The 20,771-nt window shown below is 69.5% G+C and carries 24 protein-coding genes; 12 read left to right on the top strand and 12 right to left on the bottom strand.

The features are described from left to right. Positions 1-24: 24 nt before the first annotated feature. A complete protein-coding gene (locus ABKW26_RS06665; RefSeq protein ID WP_348592024.1) occupies positions 25-306 on the top strand; it encodes an Lrp/AsnC ligand binding domain-containing protein in 282 nt (93 codons plus the stop codon). A 60-nt stretch (positions 307-366) separates the two neighbouring features. Here the strand turns inward: ABKW26_RS06665 and trpD are convergent, their stop codons facing one another. Further along, a complete protein-coding gene (gene trpD, locus ABKW26_RS06670) occupies positions 367-1,413 on the bottom strand; it encodes an anthranilate phosphoribosyltransferase (RefSeq protein ID WP_348592026.1) in 1,047 nt (348 codons plus the stop codon). Beyond that, positions 1,410-1,838 (bottom strand): hypothetical protein, encoded by a 429-nt coding sequence (locus ABKW26_RS06675; protein WP_348592028.1) that lies wholly within the window; start codon positions 1,836-1,838, stop codon positions 1,410-1,412. Before ABKW26_RS06675 ends, trpD begins: the two co-directional genes overlap by 4 nt. A gap of 237 nt (positions 1,839-2,075) precedes the next feature. Between ABKW26_RS06675 and ABKW26_RS06680 the strand changes: the two genes are divergently transcribed. The 5 genes from ABKW26_RS06680 (at position 2,076) to ABKW26_RS06700 (ending at position 7,071) form a co-directional block, all read left to right on the top strand. Further along, positions 2,076-2,726: a heme-copper oxidase subunit III gene (locus ABKW26_RS06680; RefSeq protein WP_348592030.1), complete on the top strand. Its 651-nt coding sequence runs from the start codon at positions 2,076-2,078 to the stop codon at positions 2,724-2,726. A 65-nt stretch (positions 2,727-2,791) separates the two neighbouring features. Then, positions 2,792-3,571, top strand: a complete 780-nt coding sequence (locus tag ABKW26_RS06685) for a cytochrome c (RefSeq protein WP_348592032.1) — start codon at positions 2,792-2,794, stop codon at positions 3,569-3,571. Then, a complete protein-coding gene (locus ABKW26_RS06690) occupies positions 3,568-4,605 on the top strand; it encodes a Rieske 2Fe-2S domain-containing protein (RefSeq protein WP_348592034.1) in 1,038 nt (345 codons plus the stop codon). Before ABKW26_RS06685 ends, ABKW26_RS06690 begins: the two co-directional genes overlap by 4 nt. Beyond that, the gene (locus tag ABKW26_RS06695; protein ID WP_348592036.1) at positions 4,602-6,314 is read left to right on the top strand and encodes a cytochrome bc complex cytochrome b subunit; all 1,713 of its coding nucleotides are present in this window, start codon (positions 4,602-4,604) and stop codon (positions 6,312-6,314) included. The genes ABKW26_RS06690 and ABKW26_RS06695 overlap by 4 nt, the downstream gene beginning before the upstream one ends. A 130-nt stretch (positions 6,315-6,444) precedes the next feature. Next, positions 6,445-7,071 (top strand): superoxide dismutase, encoded by a 627-nt coding sequence (locus ABKW26_RS06700; RefSeq protein ID WP_348592038.1) that lies wholly within the window; start codon positions 6,445-6,447, stop codon positions 7,069-7,071. Between the two features lie 257 nt (positions 7,072-7,328). Here ABKW26_RS06700 and ABKW26_RS06705 read toward each other — a convergent pair whose 3' ends face one another. Genes ABKW26_RS06705 through coxB form a run of 3 tightly spaced genes read right to left on the bottom strand, consistent with a single transcriptional unit; the run spans position 7,329 to position 10,434 of the window. After that, on the bottom strand, positions 7,329-7,727 hold the full coding sequence (locus tag ABKW26_RS06705) for a cytochrome c oxidase subunit 4 (RefSeq protein WP_348592040.1): 399 nt from the start codon (positions 7,725-7,727) through the stop codon (positions 7,329-7,331). Next, on the bottom strand, positions 7,724-9,520 hold the full coding sequence (gene ctaD / locus ABKW26_RS06710) for a cytochrome c oxidase subunit I (RefSeq protein WP_348592042.1): 1,797 nt from the start codon (positions 9,518-9,520) through the stop codon (positions 7,724-7,726). Before ctaD ends, ABKW26_RS06705 begins: the two co-directional genes overlap by 4 nt. Next, on the bottom strand, positions 9,520-10,434 hold the full coding sequence (coxB, locus tag ABKW26_RS06715) for a cytochrome c oxidase subunit II (protein ID WP_348592044.1): 915 nt from the start codon (positions 10,432-10,434) through the stop codon (positions 9,520-9,522). Before coxB ends, ctaD begins: the two co-directional genes overlap by 1 nt. Before the next feature lie 245 nt (positions 10,435-10,679). On the opposite strand from coxB, the gene ABKW26_RS06720 reads away from it, so the two are divergent. Together ABKW26_RS06720 and ABKW26_RS06725 are read left to right on the top strand one after the other, a co-directional pair. Beyond that, positions 10,680-11,840, top strand: coding sequence for an aminotransferase class V-fold PLP-dependent enzyme (locus ABKW26_RS06720; protein WP_348592046.1), 1,161 nt, complete (start codon positions 10,680-10,682; stop codon positions 11,838-11,840). Further along, complete coding sequence (locus ABKW26_RS06725; protein ID WP_348592047.1) at positions 11,837-12,130, top strand: sulfurtransferase TusA family protein; 294 nt, start codon at positions 11,837-11,839, stop codon at positions 12,128-12,130. The genes ABKW26_RS06720 and ABKW26_RS06725 overlap by 4 nt, the downstream gene beginning before the upstream one ends. A 136-nt stretch (positions 12,131-12,266) precedes the next feature. Here the strand turns inward: ABKW26_RS06725 and ABKW26_RS06730 are convergent, their stop codons facing one another. Both ABKW26_RS06730 and ABKW26_RS06735 read right to left on the bottom strand, forming a co-directional pair. Then, positions 12,267-12,617, bottom strand: coding sequence for an iron-sulfur cluster assembly accessory protein (locus ABKW26_RS06730; RefSeq protein ID WP_348592049.1), 351 nt, complete (start codon positions 12,615-12,617; stop codon positions 12,267-12,269). A gap of 156 nt (positions 12,618-12,773) precedes the next feature. Further along, the gene (locus tag ABKW26_RS06735) at positions 12,774-13,943 is read right to left on the bottom strand and encodes a glycerate kinase (RefSeq protein WP_348592051.1); all 1,170 of its coding nucleotides are present in this window, start codon (positions 13,941-13,943) and stop codon (positions 12,774-12,776) included. A 54-nt stretch (positions 13,944-13,997) separates the two neighbouring features. Here ABKW26_RS06735 and nadA point away from each other — a divergent pair, with 54 nt between their 5' ends. From nadA to ABKW26_RS06750, 3 genes are read left to right on the top strand one after another with little or no spacing between them, the layout of a single operon-like run. After that, entirely contained in the window at positions 13,998-15,209 is a 1,212-nt protein-coding gene (gene nadA / locus ABKW26_RS06740; RefSeq protein ID WP_348592053.1) for a quinolinate synthase NadA, read from the top strand. Between the two features lie 51 nt (positions 15,210-15,260). Then, the gene (locus ABKW26_RS06745; RefSeq protein ID WP_348592055.1) at positions 15,261-15,851 is read left to right on the top strand and encodes a DJ-1/PfpI family protein; all 591 of its coding nucleotides are present in this window, start codon (positions 15,261-15,263) and stop codon (positions 15,849-15,851) included. A 12-nt stretch (positions 15,852-15,863) separates the two neighbouring features. Continuing rightward, on the top strand, positions 15,864-16,391 hold the full coding sequence (locus ABKW26_RS06750) for an acyl-CoA thioesterase (protein WP_348592057.1): 528 nt from the start codon (positions 15,864-15,866) through the stop codon (positions 16,389-16,391). 86 nt (positions 16,392-16,477) lie between these two features. Here the strand turns inward: ABKW26_RS06750 and ABKW26_RS06755 are convergent, their stop codons facing one another. After that, positions 16,478-17,827 (bottom strand): dipeptidase, encoded by a 1,350-nt coding sequence (locus tag ABKW26_RS06755; RefSeq protein WP_348592058.1) that lies wholly within the window; start codon positions 17,825-17,827, stop codon positions 16,478-16,480. Positions 17,828-17,880: 53 nt separating this feature from the next. Between ABKW26_RS06755 and ABKW26_RS06760 the strand changes: the two genes are divergently transcribed. Further along, positions 17,881-18,477, top strand: a complete 597-nt coding sequence (locus ABKW26_RS06760) for a DUF3043 domain-containing protein (RefSeq protein WP_348592060.1) — start codon at positions 17,881-17,883, stop codon at positions 18,475-18,477. A gap of 91 nt (positions 18,478-18,568) precedes the next feature. Here ABKW26_RS06760 and ABKW26_RS06765 read toward each other — a convergent pair whose 3' ends face one another. From ABKW26_RS06765 to ABKW26_RS06780, 4 genes are all read right to left on the bottom strand, one after another. Next, a complete protein-coding gene (locus ABKW26_RS06765; RefSeq protein ID WP_348592062.1) occupies positions 18,569-18,796 on the bottom strand; it encodes a hypothetical protein in 228 nt (75 codons plus the stop codon). Beyond that, positions 18,793-19,821: a quinone-dependent dihydroorotate dehydrogenase gene (locus ABKW26_RS06770; protein ID WP_348592064.1), complete on the bottom strand. Its 1,029-nt coding sequence runs from the start codon at positions 19,819-19,821 to the stop codon at positions 18,793-18,795. Before ABKW26_RS06770 ends, ABKW26_RS06765 begins: the two co-directional genes overlap by 4 nt. Before the next feature lie 6 nt (positions 19,822-19,827). Further along, positions 19,828-20,280: a hypothetical protein gene (locus tag ABKW26_RS06775; RefSeq protein ID WP_348592065.1), complete on the bottom strand. Its 453-nt coding sequence runs from the start codon at positions 20,278-20,280 to the stop codon at positions 19,828-19,830. A 104-nt stretch (positions 20,281-20,384) separates the two neighbouring features. Beyond that, the gene (locus ABKW26_RS06780) at positions 20,385-20,744 is read right to left on the bottom strand and encodes a hypothetical protein (protein WP_348592067.1); all 360 of its coding nucleotides are present in this window, start codon (positions 20,742-20,744) and stop codon (positions 20,385-20,387) included. Between the last annotated feature and the right edge of the window lie 27 nt (positions 20,745-20,771).

Below are 20,771 nucleotides of genomic sequence, written 5' to 3' on the forward strand. Positions count from 1 at the left end.
CATCGCCTTCCCGAGGAGCACGCCATGCCCACCGCCATCGTCATGATCGACACGGACCAAGCGCTCATCCCCGAGGCCGCGACCGCCATCGCGAACGTCCCGGGCGTCGCCTCCGTCTACTCGGTCACGGGTGAGGTCGACCTCATCGCGATGGTCACGGTCCAGGACCATCACGACTTCGCCGACATCATCGCGGACAAGATCAGCAAGGTCCCTGGCGTCGTGCGCACCCGGACCTACCTGGCGTTCCGGGAGTACTCCAGCTCCGACCTCGACGCAGCGTTCGCGCTCGGTCTCGAGGACTGACCCGCCGATCGACGACGGTCGCGGCCGCGCGCCTGCAGGCACCGGTGCCTGCAGGCCGGCTCAGGCCGACGCAGCCGCCCACCGCGCGAGCGCGCTCTGTGCGGCGCCGGAGTCCACGGACTGCGCAGCGTGGACCAGCCCGCGCCCGAGCCGCTCGGGGAGCGAGCCCTCGTCCGTCCCCTCGAGAGAGCCATCGGCCACGAACGCTGCCGCGGCGTTGAGCAGGACGGTCTCTCGCACGGGGCCCTGCGCGCCGGCGAAGACGTCGCGGGCGACACCGGCGTTGAACCGGGCGTCCGCGCCCCGGAGCTCGGCGAGCGAGGTCGGCGTCAGAGCGAGCTCCCCGACGGGGTCGAGCCGGTGGTGCGTGACCTCACCCGCCCGGACCTCCCACACGTCGCAGGACCCGGTCGCGGCCAGCTCGTCGAGCCCGTCGTCTCCGCGGAACACCAGCGCGCGCGTGCCGCGCGCGGCGAGCACGCCCGCCACGAGGGGAGCCATCCTCCGGTCAGCGACGCCGACGGCCGTGGCCCGCGGCTGTGCCGGGTTCGTCAGCGGCCCGAGGAAGTTGAACGTGGTGGGCAGCCCGAGGCCGCTGCGTGCCGCCGCCGCGTGCCGCATCGCGGGATGGAAGACGTTCGCGAAGCAGAAGGTGATGCCGACCTCGGTCGCGAGCTCGGCGACACGCTGAGGCGAGTGGTCGAGCCGGATGCCGAGCACCTCGAGGACGTCCGCAGACCCGGAGGACGAGGACGCAGCCCTGTTCCCGTGCTTGACGACGGTGAGACCAGCGCCGGCGAGGACGACCGCGGCCATCGTCGAGATGTTCACGGTGTGCGCTCGGTCGCCGCCTGTTCCGACGATGTCGACGGAGGGACCCTCGACCTCGAACCGGACGGCGTGGCCGAGCATCGCGTCCGCGAGACCGGTGAGCTCGTCGATCGTCTCCCCCTTCGCCCGCAGCGCGACGAGGAAGCCCGCGAGCTGCACCGGCGTCGAGAGCCCGGACATGACGGCATCCATCGCCCACGCCGTCTGACGCGCGGTGAGGTCCTCCCGAGCGATAAGCGCTGCCGTGAGGTCGGTCCAGGTGAGCGTGGCCGTCACCGCACCACGCCGTCCGCGACGCGGGCGGCGAGCAGGGTGCGGACGGCTCGCTGCAGCTCGACGGGGTCGAGCGGCCGCGGAACAGCAGCGTCCGCGAGAGACCAGGAGGCGAGCCAGGCATCCTGTGGGCGCCCGGTGAGCAGGAGGACCGGTGGGCATCGGAAGATCTCGTTCTTCAGCTGCCGGCAGACTCCCATGCCGCCGGCCTTGTCCGCTTCGCCGTCGAGGATCATGAGGTCGATCCCGCCCTCGTCCGCGCGCCCGACGACGGCGTCGTAGGTGGCGACCTCGACCCAGCGGAGGGGCGTCCCGCCGCTGTGGGCCACCGCCCCGACCGCCGACCGGACCGCCTCCCGGACGGTCACGTCGTCGCTGTAGAGCAAGATGGTCTGCTGCGGGTCGGTCGACGACGAAGGCGTGGACATGGGCATCCTCACGGTCAGTGGGTCGGACAAGGCCCTATGAGGCTACCGCTGACGGTCGTGCGCGGTCAGCCACAGGCGAGGAAGGCGTTCCGCAGTCTTCTGAACCCCCATCTTCATGACACTTCTCCGGCTTTCGTCACGAGGACGGCCGTGATCGGCACGATGCCGGGCCATTGTGAGATTTAACGCCCCGATCGATAGGTCTTAAGGCCCACGCATGAGCCGTCGTCGTCCATAATGAATACTGTGTCGACTGCAACGGCTGTCCCCAGCGCCCAAACCCACGTGAGCGTGAACCGACCGAACCCTGTCTCGGTCGGAACCATCGTGTGGCTCGCGAGCGAGCTCATGTTCTTCGCCGGCCTCTTCGCGATGTACTTCACGACGCGTGCGACGATCCCCGCCGACCAGTGGAGCGAGGGGACGGGTCATCTCAACCTCACGTTCGCCCTCATCAACACCTGCGTGCTGGTCGCGTCATCGGTGACGTGCCAGATGGGTGTGTGGGCCGCGGAGCGGTTCCAGCCGCGCAGGACGGGATCGATCTTCGCGATCAACCGGTGGGGCATGAACGAGTGGATCACACTGACGTATCTCATGGGCTCCTTCTTCGTCGCCGGCCAGATCTACGAGTACGCAGAGCTCGTCGAGCACGGACTGACGATCTCCTCGAGCCCCTACGGCTCGGTGTTCTACCTCGCCACCGGGTTCCACGGTCTGCACGTCGTCGGTGGGCTCATCGCGTTCCTGTTCCTTCTCGGCCGCTCGTTCGCGGCGAAGAAGTTCGGGCACCACGAGGCCACCACCGCGATCGTCGTGTCCTACTACTGGCACTTCGTCGACGTCGTCTGGATCGCACTGTTCGGCGTCATCTACTTCCTGCAATAGGCCGTCGGCGCTCCCCGCGCACCGCGACACGCACCATCCACTGAACCTGAGACGAGGATCCATCCGTGAAGGCACTCGCCGCCCGCCGACACCACCGGTTGATGCCGGTCGTGCTGCTGCTGCTGGCGCTGCTGGTCACCGGCGGCGTGTACGCCGCCCTGGCCCCTGCCCCAGCCAGCGCCGACACCGCAACGACCGACGACATCGAGAACGGCGCCAAGCTCTTCCAGGCGAACTGCGCCACGTGCCACGGGCCTGACGCGGAAGGCCGCGAGAACGCGCCCTCCCTCATCGGTGTCGGAGCGGCAGCGGTGAACTTCCAGGTCGGTACCGGCCGGATGCCGATGCAGTCGAACGGCCCTCAGGCGATCGCGAAGCCGCGCCAGCTCGACGCCGAGGAGACCGAGCAGCTCGCCGCGTACGTCGCATCGCTGGGCCCCGGCCCGTCCACACCGACTGCCGAGCAGGTCGACCCTGAGCTCGGGGACGCCTCCAACGGTTCCGCCGTCTTCCGGACCAACTGCGCCATGTGCCACAACGCCGTCGGCGCGGGGGGCGCGCTCTCCGAGGGCAAGTTCGCGCCCGCACTGTGGGAGACGACACCGACCCACATCTACGAGGCGATGCTCACCGGACCTCAGTCCATGCCGGTGTTCAACGACGCGACGCTCACGCCGGAAGAGAAGCGTGACGTCATCTCCTACCTCGTCGAGCAGCGCGACGGCTCCGCCGGAGGGCTCGACCTCGGTGGTCTCGGACCTGTCAGCGAAGGCCTCTGGGTCTGGATCGTCGGTATCGGTGCACTCATCGGGTGCTCCGTGTGGATCGGAGCGAAGTCCTCGTGAGCGAGCACCAGAAGAGTTCAGCTGACCTCGTCCGCGCCGCGGGCGCAGGCGAGACCGACCGTTTCGCCGACCCGGGAGTGCCTGCTCACCAGAACCGGATGGCAGACACGGACCCCCGAGCGGCCAAGCGTGCCGAACGACAGGTCGTCATCCTGTTCGTCCTGTCGATCATCGGGACGATCGCCACGATCGTCGTCTACTTCGCCATCCGACCCGACGGCACCACCGCGAGCGTCCGGAACGCCAACCTCGCTCTCGGCCTCACCATGTTCCTGTCCCTCATGGGCATCGGGCTCGCGGCAGTCCACTGGGCGAAGACGCTCATGTCGGACCACGAGCGGGTCGAGGAGCGCCACGAGCAGCGCAGCTCCGACGAGATGCGTGCGGCAGCGGTGACCGTCCTCAAGGACGGAGCCGACGACTCGGGCATCGCCCGCCGAGGCGTCCTCAAGGGCGCCGTCGTCACGGCAGTGGGTCTCTTCCCGCTGACGATCGCGGTCCCGCTCATCAGCTCGGTCGGCAACGACTGGGACGTGAGCAAGTTCCGCCACACCATGTGGACCAAGGGCACGCGCCTCGCGACCGACCCGTCCGGTCGGCCGATCAAGGCCGCGGACATGACCATCGGCTCTGTCGTCCACGTCATCCCCGACGCCCCCGAAGAGGAGCGCCGGACGCACCACTGGATCACCGAGAAGGCCAAGTCGGTCGTGCTCCTGATCCGGCTCGACCCCGCTGATCTCCAGGAGGCGGAGGACCGCAAGGACTGGTCCTACGAAGGCATCGTCGCCTACTCCAAGATCTGTACGCACGTCGGTTGCCCCGTCGCGCTCTACGAGCAGCAGACCCACCACCTGCTCTGCCCGTGCCACCAGTCCACCTTCGACGTAGCTGACGGGGCCAAGGTGGTCTTCGGACCGGCGAAGCGGCCACTCCCCCAGCTGCCCATCGCCATCGACGACGAGGGATACCTCGTCGCTCAGGACGACTTCAACGAGCCGGTTGGCCCGAGCTACTGGGAGCGACTGAAGTGAGTACATCCCGCACCGAGTCCGCCGTGGCTGGCACCGCGGACTACCTCGACCAGCGCACCGGCATCGCCGGTGTCGTCAAGGGCTTCGCCCGCAAGATCTTCCCCGACCACTGGTCGTTCCTCCTGGGTGAGATCGCGCTCTACTCCTTCGTCATCCTCATCATCACGGGCGTGTTCCTGACGATGTTCTTCGTCCCGTCGATGGGGCTCGTCGAGTACGAAGGCCCCATCGCGTCGATGAACGGCCAGCTCATGTCCGAGGCGTTCGCCTCGACCCTCGACCTGTCGTTCGAGGTGCGCGGCGGTCTGCTCATGCGCCAGATCCACCACTGGGCAGCCCTGCTCTTCATGGCGGCGATCGTCACGCACATGATGCGCGTCTTCTTCACCGGTGCGTTCCGCAAGCCGCGTGAGCTCAACTGGATGGTCGGCTTCCTCCTCATGATCCTCGGCCTCGCGGCCGGCTTCACGGGCTACTCGCTCCCGGACGATGTCCTCTCGGGCAACGGTCTGCGCATCACCGACGGTGTCGTCAAGGCGATCCCGCTCGTCGGGTCGTACATGTCGTACTTCATCTTCGGCGGGGAGTTCCCGGGCGAAGACATCATCCCGCGCCTCTTCACCCTGCACATCCTCGTCGTACCGGGCCTGATCCTGGCCCTCGTCGGCCTGCACCTCCTCTTCGTGGTGCTCCACAAGCACACCCAGTACCCCGGGGGTGGCCGAACCGACAAGAACGTCGTCGGGTTCCCGCTCTTCCCCGTGTACGTCGCCAAGGCCGGCGGATTCTTCTTCATCGTCTTCGGCGTCCTCGCGTTCATGGGCGGCACGATGGCCATCAACAACGTGTGGAACTACGGTCCGTACGACCCGTCACCGGTCGGAGCAGGAGCGCAGCCCGACTGGTACATGCTCTTCCTCGAGGGCTCCCTGCGCCTCATGCCTGGCCAGACGGAGTACGTCATCGCGGGCTACACGCTCTCCCTCAACGTGCTCATCCCCGCAGTGGTCGTGCCTGGACTGTTGTTCACGTTCCTCGCGGTGTACCCGTTCCTCGAGGCGGCCGCGACGAAGGACAAGCGCGAGCACCACGTGCTCGACCGTCCCCGGAACGTGCCTGTCCGCACCGGGCTCGGCGTCGCTTTCCTCACCGCCTTCATCATCCTGGCGCTGGCCGGCTCGAACGACCTCATCGCGACGCACTTCTCGCTCTCGATCAACGCGATCACCTGGGTCTTCCGGATCGCTCTCTTCGTGGCTCCTGTCCTCGCCTTCTGGATCACCAAGCGGATCTGCCTGGGGCTCCAGCGCAAGGACCGCGAGCTCGTTCTCCACGGCCACGAGACCGGCCGCATCGTCCGGTTCGCCAACGGCGAGTACATCGAGGTCCACAAGCCTCTGGCCGAGGAAGAGCGGTGGCTGCGCGTCAACTACGACGCGCACCGCCCCCTCGAGATCGAGCCGCGGGAGGACTCGCGCGGTGTCCGTCGCAAGGGCTTCCGCAAGGACCAGGCCCTCCAGCGGCTGTCGAGGTTCTTCTACGAGGACCGCGTCGAGCCCGTCACGCCGCTCGAGCTTGCTGCAGCCCACTCTCACGGTGAGCACGACCAGCTCAAGGGTCACTCGAGCGACTCGTCGCTCGCCATCGTCGGACCGGACGGTACGGGTCTCGACGACCACGCACAGGACGACCACGAGCAGAACCACTGAACTTGCTGCACAGTAGGACGATGACCCGCGATCGCTTCCCCGCCCTGGTGGGGTCCTGATCGTGGGTCATCGGCTTTCTCAGTAAGCCACGGCGGTTCCGTCGTGGAAGACCTTCCAGGAGGACAAAGCAATGGCTGTCTACACCCTGCCGGATCTCGGTTACGACTACGGCGCACTCGAGCCGCACATCTCCGGCCGGATCATGGAGCTCCACCACTCCAAGCACCACCAGGCTTACGTGACCGGGGCCAACACGGCTCTGGAGAAGCTCGCAGAGGCCCGTGAGAACGGCGACTTCGCCGCAGTGAACCTCCACTCGAAGAACCTGGCCTTCAACCTGGGCGGTCACGTCAACCACTCGGCGTTCTGGACCAACCTCTCCCCCACCGGTGAGGGTGAGCCGACCGGCGAGCTCGCCGCCGCGATCAGCGAGGACTTCGGCTCTTTCGAGTCCTTCAAGAAGCACTTCGCCGCGGTCGCCGCCGGCGTCCAGGGCTCTGGCTGGGCCATCCTCGCGTGGGACTCCATCGGCCAGAAGCTCATCATCGTCCAGCTCTACGACCAGCAGAGCAACATCGCGCTCGGCCTCACGCCGATCGTCCTGCTGGACGTGTGGGAGCACGCGTACTACCTCGACTACCAGAACGTCCGCGCCGACTACGTCGCGGCCTGGTGGAACCTCGTCAGCTGGAGCGACGCTGACGCTCGCTTCGCGCGCGCGCGCACCCAGACCGCGGGTCTCATCGTCGCAGGCTGACGACCGCTCGCCGCGGTCCCACGGGACCACCGCGCACCGAACGCGACGATGCCGCGTGGGGGCTCAGCCTCCACGCGGCATCGCTGCCTCCGGACCCGTCAGGGCACCACCGCGCGCACGCCAGCCACCACGAGACTTCTCCTGCACGAACCACAGAGGGAGTCCTCCCGACCGGATCGGGCGACCGCTGGGAGACCCTGCTCAGGACGTTGCGCGCTGGGGACCGCCGTCGTGCGACGGGCCACCTCTCAGCAGGCTCAGTGAGCGTGCTGCCCACGTGAGAACTCGAACACCCAGCCCACGAGGGCGATGATCGACAAGACCGCTCCGACGCCGACGATCCACCAGCCCACCGCGAGTCCGAGGAACGTGACGGCCGCACCTGCGGCGATCGCCAGCGGCCACCAGCTCCACGGAGAGAAGACACCCTGCTCGCCGGCGCCCTGCTCGATCTCCCCGTGCGGGTCGTCTTCGGGGCGCGCGTCCATGCGTCGCCCGGTCGCAGCCAGGTACCAGCCCACCATCCCGACGAGCGCCCCCGTGAGGAGGAGCCCGACGGAGCCGACCGGCTCCCAGCCGCTCCACAAGCCGTACACGACGAACACGAGGAGGAAGAACGGGACCAGGTACGTAAAGAGCTTGCTCTCGATCTTCATCGGTTGCCTTCCTCGTCCTTGTGCGGGTCGACCAACGTGCTGTCGTTGTCGGCGAGTCGCTGAGCGGCATCTTCCTGCTCGCCGCGCCGGTCAGCCTCGCCGTAGATCTTGTCGAGCACCGTCGGATTGGAGGCCTGGTGGTCCATCGCCGCGACCTCCGGGTGGTGGAGGTCGAAAGCGGGCCGTTCTGACCGGATCCGCGGGAGCGACGCGAAGTTGTGGCGGGGCGGCGGGCAGGACGTCGCCCACTCGAGTGAGGCACCGAAGCCCCACGGGTCGTCGACCGTGATCTTGGGTGCGTTGCGCCAGGTCACGTAGACGTTCCAGAGGAACGGGAGCGTGGACGCCGCGAGGATGAAGGAACCGATCGTCGACACCTGGTTCATCCAGGTGAAGCCCTCTTCGGGCATGTAGTCGGCGTAGCGACGCGGCATGCCGGCCACACCCAGCCAGTGCTGGATGAGGAAGGTCATGTGGAACCCGACGAAGAGAAGCCAGAAGTGGAGCTTCCCGAGGCGTTCGTTGAGCATGCGCCCCGTGAACTTCGGCCACCAGAAGTAGAAGCCGGCGAACATCGCGAAGACCACGGTGCCGAACACGACGTAGTGGAAGTGGGCGACGACGAAGTACGTGTCCGAGACGTGGAAGTCCATGACCGGGCTCGAGAGGATGACCCCGGTCAGCCCGCCGAAGAGGAAGGTGACGAGGAAGCCGAGCGACCAGAGCATCGGCGTCTCGAACGTGAGCTTGCCGCGCCACAACGTCCCGATCCAATTGAAGAACTTCACGCCGGTCGGCACCGCGATGAGCATCGTCATGAAGGAGAAGAACGGCAGGAGGACCGCGCCGGTCACGTACATGTGGTGCGCCCACACGGTGACGGACAGCGCCGCGATCGAGATCGTCGCGTAGATGAGGCCCTTGTACCCGAAGATCGGCTTGCGGCTGAAGACGGGGAAGATCTCGCTGACGATGCCGAAGAACGGCAGGGCGATGATGTAGACCTCAGGGTGACCGAAGAACCAGAAGAGGTGCTGCCAGAGGATCGCTCCCCCGTTCTCAGGGTTGAAGATCTGGGCGCCGAGACGACGGTCGGCCCCGAGGGCGAAGAGCGCCGCAGCGAGCGGCGGGAACGCCATGAGCACGAGCATGCTCGTCACGAGGGTGTTCCACGTGAAGATCGGCATGCGGAACATCGTCATGCCCGGCGCACGCATCGTGATGATCGTCGTGATGAAGTTGACGGCACCGAGGATCGTGCCGAATCCCGTGAGCGCGAGCCCGAACACCCAGAGGTCGCCGCCGAGACCGGGGCTGAACGTCGTGTTGGAGAGCGGCGCGTAGGCGAACCACCCGAAGGAGGCTGCACCCTGCGGGGTGAAGAAGCCCGCGGACGCGATGAGTCCGCCGAAGAGGTACAGCCAGTAGGCGAACATGTTGAGCCGCGGGAACGCGACGTCGGGTGCACCGATCTGCAGCGGCATGATGACGTTGGCGAAGCCGGCGAACAGCGGGGTCGCGAACAGCAGCAGCATGATCGTGCCGTGCATCGTGAACAGCTGGTTGTACTGGTTCGTGCTCTGCACGATCTGGATCCCGGGCTCGAAGAGCTCGGCCCGGATCACGAGGGCCATGAGGCCACCGATGCAGAAGAAGATGAACGAGGTGATGAGGTACATGTACCCGATCACCTTGTGGTCGGTCGAGGTGATCCACTTGATCACGGTGCGACCGAGCGTCTGGCGCCCTGTCGAGAGCCCGGGGACGACCTGGGGTGCTGCGACGTCGACCATCAGTTGTCACTCTCCGTCGTAGCGGTGGAACCAGGGTGCTGCAGGCGGTTGAGGTCGAGACCGAGCTGGCCGGTCTGGCCCTTCTCGGCGAGGCGCTCCATCTCGGCGTCGAACTCTTCGGCGGAGACGACCTTGACGTTGAACAGCATGCCGGAGTGGTAGTCGCCGCAGAGCTCGGCGCACTTGCCGGCGTAGACGCCCTCTCGCAGCGGCGTCACCTGCCAGACGTTCGTGCGGTACGGGACCATGTCCATCTTGTCGAGGAACGCGGGGATCCAGAAGGAGTGGATGACGTCGCGCGTCTCGATCTGGAACTCGACGTTCTGGCCCACCGGCAGGACGAGCGTCGGGAACGACTCGTCCGTACCGACCCCACCGAGGTCACCGGTGATCACACCGGGCTCGATCGCGTGCTGGCCTGTCTCGTACACGTCCTCGTCGACGTAGTTGAAGTCCCAGCTCCACTGCTTGCCGATGACCTGGACCGTGAGGTCCGGCTCGGCGGAGGTGTTACGGACGTCGGACATGTCGCGCTGCGTGAAGAAGAAGAGCACACCGACCATGACGATCGGGACCATCGTGTACATGATCTCGAGCGGCAGGTGGTAGCGCGTCTGGATCGGCAGCGTGTTGTCGTCGCGGCGCTTGCGGTAGACCACCACGCACCAGACCATGAGGCCCCAGGTGATGACGCCGACGATGAGCGCGGCGATCCACGAACCCACCCAGATGCTGGTGATGGTGTCCGTCTTGTTGGTGGTGGGGCCGTCCGAGTAGCCCGGGAGGAAGCCTCGCTGGGCGTCCTGGGCACATCCGGAGACGGCAAGGGAGACGAGCGTGGCGGCTACGACGAGCCTGCCGATCGTCCGCCTGCTGCTGGTGGGGCGTTCCGAGCGCAAAGGAGGGCCTTTCACTTCGCGTCCTGGCACGACCCGGATGCGGGCAGCACACAGGACCTTCGTCCTCGACAACACGAAGCGTATCGCGCCTCGGCGGTCCAGGTGGCCGTGAGCGCGCCCCCGGAGTGTGAGAAATCTGCCGTTTCCGCGGGTTGCTAACAGCCCGCGCCGCTCTGTCACCAAGTCGGGTCCGTCATCGCGTCGCGCCCGGTCACCACGCCCTGGCCCGGCGGCTCGTCGTCGCGGGCTACCGTGGCGTTGTGCTCGCCGAACCCGCTCCTGCAGCCCCGCCCCGCCGGGTCCACCTCGACGCGGGAGGCAACGCCCGGCTCCACCCCCTCGCGCGGCGAGCGCTCCTGCAGGCGATCGACGACGGCTGGTCCGACCCGCGCCGGCTGCACTCCGAGTCACGGCGGGCAGCCACGTTGCTCGCGGGGGCGCGCGAGGCCTTCGCGGCGTCGCTCGGGGCGAGGACCGAGGAGATCCATCTCGCCCCTTCGCACACGAGCGCCCTGCACGCCGCGGTCGCGGCGACGGTGCACGGGCGACGGCGGGTCGGGACGACGGCGGTCGCCTCCACCGTGGAACGGGCGGCCCTGCTCGCTGCCACCGGTCACGCCGCAGCAGAGACCACTCTCGTGCCCGTCGACGGTCTGGGGCGCGTCGACATCGAACGGTTCGCGGTGGCAGTCTCAGGGCCGGGTGTCGCGCTGGCCGCGCTCCAGCACTCCAACGGCGAGGTCGGCACGCTCCAGCCGGTCGGCCGAGCGCACGAGGCCGCACGTGCGGCAGGGGTGCCGCTCCTCGTCGACGCGGGCGCCGCGGTCGGTCACGTGCCGACGGACGACGCCTGGGACCTGCTCGCCGCGGACCCGGCCGACTGGGGCGGCCCGACGGGAGTGGGTGTTCTCGCCGTGCGCCAGAAGGTCCGATGGAGCCCCACGTGGCCCGAGGACCCCGACCGGTGGTTCCCGGGCGGCGTGAGCGTCCCGTCCGCCTTCGCTGCCGCGGTCGCCCTCCAGGCACGGGACGACGAGCGTGCGGCCACCGCGGCACGGCACCGTCGGCTCGTCGACCGTCTGCGGGCACGCATACCCGAGCTGGTGCCGGACGTCGAGGTCGTCGGGCCCGCAGCGGACCGCCTGCCCCACGTGGTGACGTTCTCCTGCCTCTTCGTCGACGGCGAGGCGCTCGTCACGGAGCTCGACAAGGCCGGCTTCACGGTCGGCTCGGGGTCCGCGTGCGCGTCGGCGGCCGTGGAGCCGAGCCACGTGCTCGCTGCCATGGGCGTCCTCACGCACGGCAACGTGCGGATCGTGCTCGACGACACGACGAGCGAGGACGACGTCGAGCGGTTGCTCGCGGTGCTGCCCGTGGCGGTCGCCCGCGTCCGTTCGACGCTCGGGGTGGACGGGCTGTGAGCGGCGACGGTATCGCGGTGGACGGCACGGGCAGTGGCACGGACGACGCCGTCGTCGTCGATGCTCGGGGGTTGCGATGCCCTCTCCCGGTGATCCGCCTCGCTCAGGCCGCGCGAGCGCTCGATGCAGGGAGCGTCCTCACGCTCTGGTCGACCGACCCCGCGGCGGAGCACGACGTCCCGGCGTGGGCCCGGATGCGCGGCCACACGGTCGAGAACGCTGCTGAGCACCGCGGATCGGGCGGCACGGCCTACCTCGCGACGACCGTGCGGCTGGCCGCCCGGTCCTAGGTCACGACCCGCGGACGGGTGCGTGGACGAGGTCGTGCACGCACGCAGGGCCCCGGCGATCGTCGCCGGGGCCCTGCGTTCGTGCTGAGGTTCGTCCTGAGGCCGCTCTCGCGCCCGCCGAACCAGCCGTGCGTGGTCAGCTGAACGAGCCGCCGCACGCGCAGCCGTCGCCCGCGTTGGGGTTGTCGATCGTGAAGCCCTGCTTCTCGATCGTGTCGGCGAAGTCGATCGTCGCGCCGTCGAGGTAGGGGACGCTCATCTTGTCGACGACGACCTCGACGCCCGAGTAGTCGCGCAGGGCGTCACCGTCGAGGACACGCTCGTCGAAGTACAGCTGGTAGATCAGGCCGGAGCAGCCGCCGGGCTGGACGGCGACGCGCAGACGCAGGTCGTCGCGGCCCTCCTGCTCGAGCAGGTCGCGGATCTTCTGGGCCGCGAAGTCGCTCAGCAGCACCCCGTGGGTGGCAGTCTCGGTGGTCTCGCTCATGGTGTCTCCCCACAGAAGGATTCTGGTGAACTGATCGTCAGGCATCGAGAGCGCATCCGCGCGCCGCAGCGCGGCGGGTGCTGCTCCGCGTCGGTACCAACCGCGCGTCGACATCTTTTGTTCCCGTCAGCCTAAGCCCTCTCCCCCCGCCCGGGTCTACGTGCGCCTGAGCACACGCGAGGGAGACCACGTCCGCGCGAGGCGTTCCGCGGTGCTGCGGAGCTCCGCGACCGTGGTGGGCGGGCCGTCCGCGGCCGGGACCCCGGGAGCCCGCAGGTCGGCGAGCGCGCTGAGCCCGACCGATGCGCGCTCGCGCCGGCTCATGACGCTCGTCCGCGCGACGGCGATGCACGGCACCCCCCACTCTGCTGCCGCACCCACGGCCACGGCGAGGGCCGAGCCGTGGAAGGAGGACCCGTCCAGCTCACCGCGCGCGGTGAGGACGAGGTCGGCCCGGCCTGCCCGTTCGCTCGTCCGGGCCACGTCGCTGAACAGGGTCGCACCGCCAACCAGTCGACCGCCGAGCGCGCAGATCGCGAGACCCAGGCCGCCGCCGGCGCCCGTACCCGGCGCACCGGTGAGCGCGCGTGCCGCGCCGGCCCGCGCGCCCGACGACGGCGAGCCGACGAGCTCGAGCGGACGCCGCACGTCGGCTGCGTCCGCGAGCACGTCACGGAGCACGTGGGCGAAGTGTCCGATCGCCCGTTCGAGGTCGTGAGCCTGCTCCGCGCCGAGGACCCCGGCGGAGGCGGCGCTCGCGCTCGCGCCGTGCAGACCGAGCAGGGGGACGTCGGACGCTGCGGCACCGACGAGGTCGATGCCGCGCAACCGGGCACGGACGGCCGCGAGGCCTCCGAGATCGGCTGCCGTCACGGCTCCGAGCCTGTCCGTGGTCGCTCGGTCGGCGTCCCGCCGCGAGAGCGCGCCGAGAACCGTGAGGAGCCCCGCGCCGGCGTCGGGTCCGCCCGAGAGCTCGTGCGGTCCGGGGAGCCCGACGACGATCCGTGACGCACCGGCCCGGAGCGCGTGCTCGATGCCCTCGGCGAGGTGCACGGACGATCGGACACCGTCGATGTATCGACACGAGTCGATATACGTCGTGGACGTTCCGCGCGTGCCGGGGACGACGAGGACGTCGTCCTGCGCGGGAGGGACACCGACCGCGTCAGCGACGAGAGCGGCGAAACCGTGCCCTCCGTCAGAGAGCGCGCAGACCTCGACCGTGTCGTGGGGCGCGCCCTGTGACCAGCCCTCGGCGAGGGCTGCACCCGCCGCGCGGGCGCCGAGCTCGGGACCGAAGGTGTCTGGGGCGATGAGCACGTGCATGGCCTCATCCTGCCTCCATCCGGAGCCGCCGGATGCCGTCGACGCTGTGAGACGATGTGGTGCGTGAGCACACTGCTGAACTCGTCCTTCGCCGAACCGGCTCCCTCACCGGCGCTGCTGCTCCTGGGGCAGGCCGCGGACCTGGCGTCCGAGCGCGGCGTGGAGTGCACCGGGGAGCTCCCGCCCGCGAGCGCTCCCGACCTCGTCGAGCGGGCGCGGGTCGCCCGCGCGGCGCTGGGTGACCGTGCGTTCGTCCTCGGTCACCACTACCAGCGGGACGACGTCATCGCGTTCGCGGACGTGACCGGCGACTCGTTCAAGCTCGCCCGCGAGGCCGCCGCCCGTCCCGAGGCGGAGTTCATCGTCTTCTGCGGTGTGCACTTCATGGCCGAGAGCGCCGACATCCTCACCTCGGACGCGCAGCAGGTGCTCCTCCCGGATCTCGCTGCCGGGTGCTCGATGGCCGACATGGCCGCGATCGACCAGGTGGAGGAGTGCTGGGACGTCCTCGTCGACGCCGGCGTCGCGCAGGACACCGTGCCGGTGACGTACATGAACTCGACCGCGGCCATCAAGGCGTTCACCGGTCGTCGCGGCGGGACGGTCTGCACGTCCTCGAACGCCGAGGTGGCGCTGCGCTGGGCGTTCGACCGCGTGGGCGGCATCGACGGCAGCGGCAAGGTCCTGTTCATGCCGGACCAGCACCTGGGACGCAACACCGCTCTCGTCCGTCTCGGCATGAGCGCCGAGGACTGCGTCGTGTTCGACCCGCGCAAGCCGGGCGGTGGCCTCACCGTCCAGCAGCTGCGCGACGCCCGCATGATCCTCTGGCGCGGGCACTGCTCCGTCCACGGACGCTTCTCCGAGCGCAACGTCACCGACATCCGGGCGGCGGTGCCCGGGGTGAACGTGCTCGTCCACCCCGAGTGCAAGAACGAGGTCGTCGAGGCTGCCGACTATGTCGGCTCGACCGAGTACATCATCCGGATGCTCGACGCCGCCGAGCCCGGCTCGGCATGGGCGCTGGGGACCGAGCTCAACCTCGTCCGGCGGATCGCCCTGGCGCACCCCGACAAGCAGGTGCACTACCTCGACTCGACCGTGTGCTTCTGCTCGACGATGAACCGCATCGACCTCCCCCATCTCGTCTGGACGCTCGAGTCGCTCGTCGCCGGTCGTGTCATCAACCAGGTCGTGGTCGACGCCGACGACGCCCGCTGGGCGCGGGTCGCGCTCGACCAGATGCTTGCGCTCCCCGGGCTCTGAGGTTTAGGTATGTCCTGAGACCACGTCGTCCGTACGTTCTCAGGAGGACAGATGAGAGCCGTGGTGCCGCTCCGCGTCGGCGTCTACGTCTTCGACGGTGCCGACGCGCTCGACGTCGTCGGGGCGTTCAGCGTGTTCGCGCGGTGGGCCGCGCTGGCATCGGTCAAGGCCGAGGTCGTGACGTTCAGCGACGACGGCTCGGGCGTCGTCCTCGCCTCAGGGCTCCGCATCGTCCCTGACGCGGCCGAGACCGGCCTCGACTCGTTGCACGTGCTCGTGTACCCCGGCGGTCCGGGGGTCCGCGACGCCGTGCCGGACCAGGCACACCTCGAGTGGCTCCGGGAGCGGCGACGGACGACGTCGCTCCTCGTGGGTGTCCGCGACGGGACGCTCGTCCTGGCGGCAGCGGGACTGGTCGCCGGTCGCGCGGTGACGAGCAGCAGCGACCTCTTGGACACCCTCTCCAGGACGGAACCGAGCGCCCTCGTCGACACCGAGTCGCCGCTCGTCGACGACGGCGATCTCGTGACGGCCGCCGGCGACCACCCTGGCATCGAGGCGGCCCTGCACGTCGTCGCGAGGCTCGACAGCGAGGGTGTCGCCGCGGACGTGCGGCGAGCACTGAGCGTCGGCTACCCGTAGTAACCTGACCCGGTGACCCGTCAGATCAGACTCGCGCTCGCCACCTTCCGCCCGCGGAAGGCCATCCCGGGCCAGACGATCCTCGACCCGTCCACGACGCTCACGCGCGTGCGCCCGGGCGACCTCGACGTCTACCGGCACGTGAACAACGCGGTCTACCTCAACATGATGGATACCGCGCGGACCAATCTCCTCGCCGACTGCGGTGGCATGCCGCTCCTCAACGCGAAGGGCTGGTTCCCGGTCGTCGCCGCGTCGACGGTCAAGTACAAGAGGTCGCTCGTCCTCTGGGAGCCCGTCGAGGTCACGAGCCGGGTCCTCGGCTGGGATGCCCGCATCGTCTACCTCGAGCAGGTCGTCACGACGAAGGGCAGCCTCGCCGCACGCGGGATCATCGCCGGGCGGTTCCTGGGCCGGGACGGCTCCCGGATCCCCGCCCAGGACATCGCGGACCTGGTGGCAGGCGGGTCCGTCGCCAGCCCCGAGCTCCCCGAGGACGTCCTCGCGTGGGCGCGGGCGGTCGACGTCGCCCACCGCTGAGCGACGGCCCGACCGCCGAGCGGTGACCGACAGGCGTCGGGCAGCGAGCGGGCCACCCGGCACCTGTCGGCGGTTCGACGGTTCGGCTAGGACAGTCCCGCGGCGAGCCGCTCCAGCAGCAGGCTCTCAGCGAGCACGACCTTCTCCAGCTCGGCCAGGTGCACCGACTCGTCGGCGCCGTGCGCACGCGAGTCGGGATCCTCGACCCCTGTGACGAGGATGGCGGCCTCGGGGTAGACCTCGAGCAGGTCGGCGATGAACGGGATCGATCCGCCGATCCCGATGTCCACGGGTGCGGTCCCCCACGCCTCCTCGAACGCCCCGCGGGCGGCACGCATGGCAGGGGAGTCGGTCGGTGCCTGGAACGGACGGCCGAGCTCGCCGTCGCGGACCTCCACGTGCGCTCCGAAGGGGACGTGCGACGCGACGTGCTCGCGCAGCGCCGCGAGTGCGGCTGCGGGCTCCTGTCCCGGGGCGATGCGCAGCGAGAGCTTCGCGGTGGCACGCGGGGTGATCGTGTTGGAGGACAGCGCGACGCTCGGGGCGTCGAAACCGATGACGGAGAGCGCCGGCCGCGTCCACATGCGCGCTGAGATCGGCCCCGTCCCGGCGAGCACCGCACCGTCGACGAGCCCGGAGTCGGCGCGGAAGTCGGCCTCGTCGTAGTCGACGAGAGGGTCCGGCGCGTGCGTGAGCCCAGCGACCGCGACGTTGCCGTCCTCGTCGTGGAGCGTGGCGACGAGGCGCGCGAGCAGGGTGATGGCGTCGAGCACCGGGCCGCCGAACATACCGGAGTGCACGGCGTGGGACAGCACCGTCAGCTCGACCTCGCAGTCGACGAGGCCCCGCAGCGACGTCGTCAGCCCGGGGATGCCGACCTTCCAGTTCGAGGAGTCCGCGACGACGATGACGTCGGCGCGCAGCAGCTCCTCGTACTCCGCCAGGAAAGCGCCGAAGGTCGGGGAGCCGATCTCCTCCTCCCCCTCGACGAAGACGGTCACGCCGACCGCGAGATCGTCCCCGAGGGCACGCAGCGCACCGATGTGCGCGATGATGCCCGCCTTGTCGTCGGCGGCACCACGACCGTAGAGCCGGCCGTCGCGCTCCACGGGCTCGAACGGTGGCGTCTGCCAGTCGGCGTCGCTCCCCGGCGGCTGGACGTCGTGGTGCGCGTAGAGGAGGACGGTCGGGGCACCGGCGGGGGCGGCACGCCGCGCGACGACGGCGGGACGGGAGTCACCGGCGGTGAGGATCTGGACGTCGTCCATCCCGGTGCCGCGCAGCAGCTCGGCCACGGCCTCGGCGCTGGCGGCGACGTGCTCCTGGTCGAAAGCGGGTGCGGAGACGCTGGGTATGCGGACGAGAGCCTCGAGATCGGCGCGCAGCGCCGGGAAGAGGGAGGTGACACGGGCACGGAGGTCGTGAGGATCGCTCATCACAGCACCGTATCGCGCTCGGGGGCAGGCGTTGCGTCGACTACGATGACGTCGTGTTCTCACGCAAGAAGCCTTCAGACGACTCGTCCGCCACCGACGCCGTGTCCGCCGCGGACATCGAGCAGTCCGTGGGCAAGGGACGCCCGACGCCGACGCGCAAGCAGTCCCAGGCGGCGAACAAGCGTCCGCTCGTGCCGGACGACCGCCGGGCGGCAGCGAAAGCCGACCGCGAGAAGAAGCGTGCGGTCCGCGACCGTGAGTACCAGGCGATGCAGAGCGGCGACGAGAAGAACCTGCCGTACCGCGACCGCGGGCCCGTCCGCCGGTACATCCGCGACTACGTGGACGCGCGCTGGAACGTCGGGGAGTACTTCCTCTTCCTCGCGATGGCCTTCCTCGTCATCACGCTCTTCGCCAACCAGGCGCCGGCGCTCGCCCTGGGTGCCATCCTCGCGCTGTACATCGTCGTCCTCGTCGCCATCATCGACGCGTTCGTCATGTGGAGGATGCTCAAGAAGCGCCTCGTGGCGAAGTTCGGTGAGGAGCAGCTCATCCGTGGCACGACGATGTACGCGGTCATGCGCGCCTTCCAGATCCGCCGCGCGCGCCTGCCGAAGCCGCAGGTCAAGCACGGCCAGTTCCCGGTCTGATCCTCACCGACCCCGCCTGAGGACCCCCGGCTGGACGCCGTGGCGTCGCGATCGATCCGTTCGCCCCGGTCCGGGTCCACCCCGGTCCGGCTCAGTCCTGCGGCGGCCGCAGCTCCGTCGACAGGCGGACGGCCGGCGCGGCCTGCCGCCCGTCGTGAAGCAGGTGCGCCGTGTCCACACCGCCCCCGGCCAGCTCGCGCCAGTGCTCTCCGAGCCACTGCTCGGCATCGAAGCGGTTGGTGAAGACCGGGCTCACCGGTGCGGCGAGCGGCTCCCCCGCGGGATCGAGCATCTCCCACACCCACTGCGGGCGGATCATCGGGAGAGCTCCGTGTTGATCCGACGTGCCCAGAGGGGCCCCTCGTAGATGAAACCCGTATAGCCCTGCGTGAGGTTCGCACCAGCGTCGAGGTACGCACGGGCGTCGTCCGCGTCGACGATGCCGCCCGCCCCGATGATCACCGGGCTCGTCCCGAGCCGCGTGCGGAGCCGGCGCACCACCGCGAGCCCCCGTTCGAGGAGCGGTCGACCGGACAGGCCTCCCTCTCCCAGGTCGTGCTGGATCGTGGTGTTCACGGCGACGACACCGTCGAGCCCGAGCTCGAGGACGAGGTCAGCGACCGCGTCGATGTCAGGCTCGGCGAGGTCCGGCGCGATCTTCACGAGCAACGGGATCCGGGGGCGCCCTGCGGCCTCCGTGGACCGGTCGGCCGCCTCGCGGACGGCGACGAGGATCGGTCGGAGCGAGTCGACAGCCTGGAGGTCTCGCAGACCTGGGGTGTTCGGGGACGAGACGTTGACGACGAGGTAGTCGGCCAGCGGGGCGAGGAGGCTCGCGCTCGTCGCGTAGTCCGCCGCGGCGGCTGCTGCCGGGGTGACCTTGGACTTGCCGATGTTCGCCCCGACGAAGACGGCACGACCGGATTTGGTCGACCGCAGGCTGCGCAGGCGTTCTGCGGCCGCCGCTGCGCCCTCGTTGTTGAACCCCATCCGGTTGCGCAGGCCACCGAGCTCGATCTCTCGCCACGCGCGGGGCTTGTCGTTCCCGGGCTGCGCGAGCGCGGTGACGGTGCCGATCTCGACGAAGCCGAAGCCGAGCATCGTCAGCCCGCGGATCGCCTCGGCGTTCTTGTCGAAGCCGCCGGCCAGGCCGAACACTCCGGGCACGCGCCGTCCGAACACCTGGACGCCCTCGCGCTGGAGGTAGGGCGCGAGCGCCCCCTGGACGACTCCGGCGACGACCGGCACGCGCCCGGCCAGCGCGATGGCCCGGAAGGCCAGGGTGTGCGCACGCTCGGGATCCATCCGGCACAGGACGGTGGAGAACAGGAGGTGGTAGACCATCGTCGCTCAGTGTTCCTTCGCTCGGGGTGTCAGTGAGGGGGTGCGTGTTCGCCACAGCCAGACGAGGCCCACGACGGGCAGGACGAGCGGCACGTAACCGTAGCCGCTGCCGAAGGAGGACCACACCGTCGCGTCCGGGAACGCAGCCTCGTCGACGAGCGTCGCGACCCCGACCGAGAGAACGCCGACGAGCTCGACGCTGCACGCGGCCCAGGCGACCTGCCGCCAGCGCCCCGTCCCGCGGGCGAGAGCCACGGTCGCGACCACGTACACGACGCCCGCAGCGAGCGAGAGCGCATAGGCGAGGGGCGCGTCCCCGCCGTGCGACGCGAGCTGGTACGCGCCACGGGCGGTCGCTGCGACCGCGAGGATCCCGTAGACGAGCACGAGGAGCCGGCCGAAGCCGCTGCTCGTGCGCGGTACGGCACGGTCGGATCGGTCAGGTGTGTGGTCCAGCACGCTCAGGTGTCCTCGCTTCGGCGATCGTCCGCAGGCCGTCGACGCAGCCCGCACCCATTATCCCGCCGGCACCGGAGTCGGAGGACACCATGTCCAGGATGGCGTCATGCCGACCAGATCTGGACGAGCCGCCACTCGAGGAACGCGACGGTGAGTGCTGCGACGAGCATGACGACCGAGCTCCAGCGGGTCCGTTCGGCAAAGGCCCAGGCTGCGGCGAACGGCAGCACGAGGAGGACGGTGACGAGGTATCCCCAGAGCTCCCAGACCTCGACGTGGTCGTGGGAGCCGACGAGGAGCAGTCCCGCCGCGACGATCGCCTGGACGACGAGCAGCCCTTCGACGACCGCGCCGCCCCAGAGCTGCTTGAGGATCACGGGGCGGTCCTTGAGGACGAACCATGCGGCCCACGCCGCCTGGATGCCGGCGGCGAGCACGATGAGGAGCGTCAGCGGTGGGAACACACGACGAGGTTACCGTCCGGTACGCGG

Source organism: Sanguibacter sp. 25GB23B1 (genome assembly GCF_040012415.1).
In the GTDB taxonomy this organism is placed as follows: domain Bacteria; phylum Actinomycetota; class Actinomycetes; order Actinomycetales; family Cellulomonadaceae; genus Sanguibacter.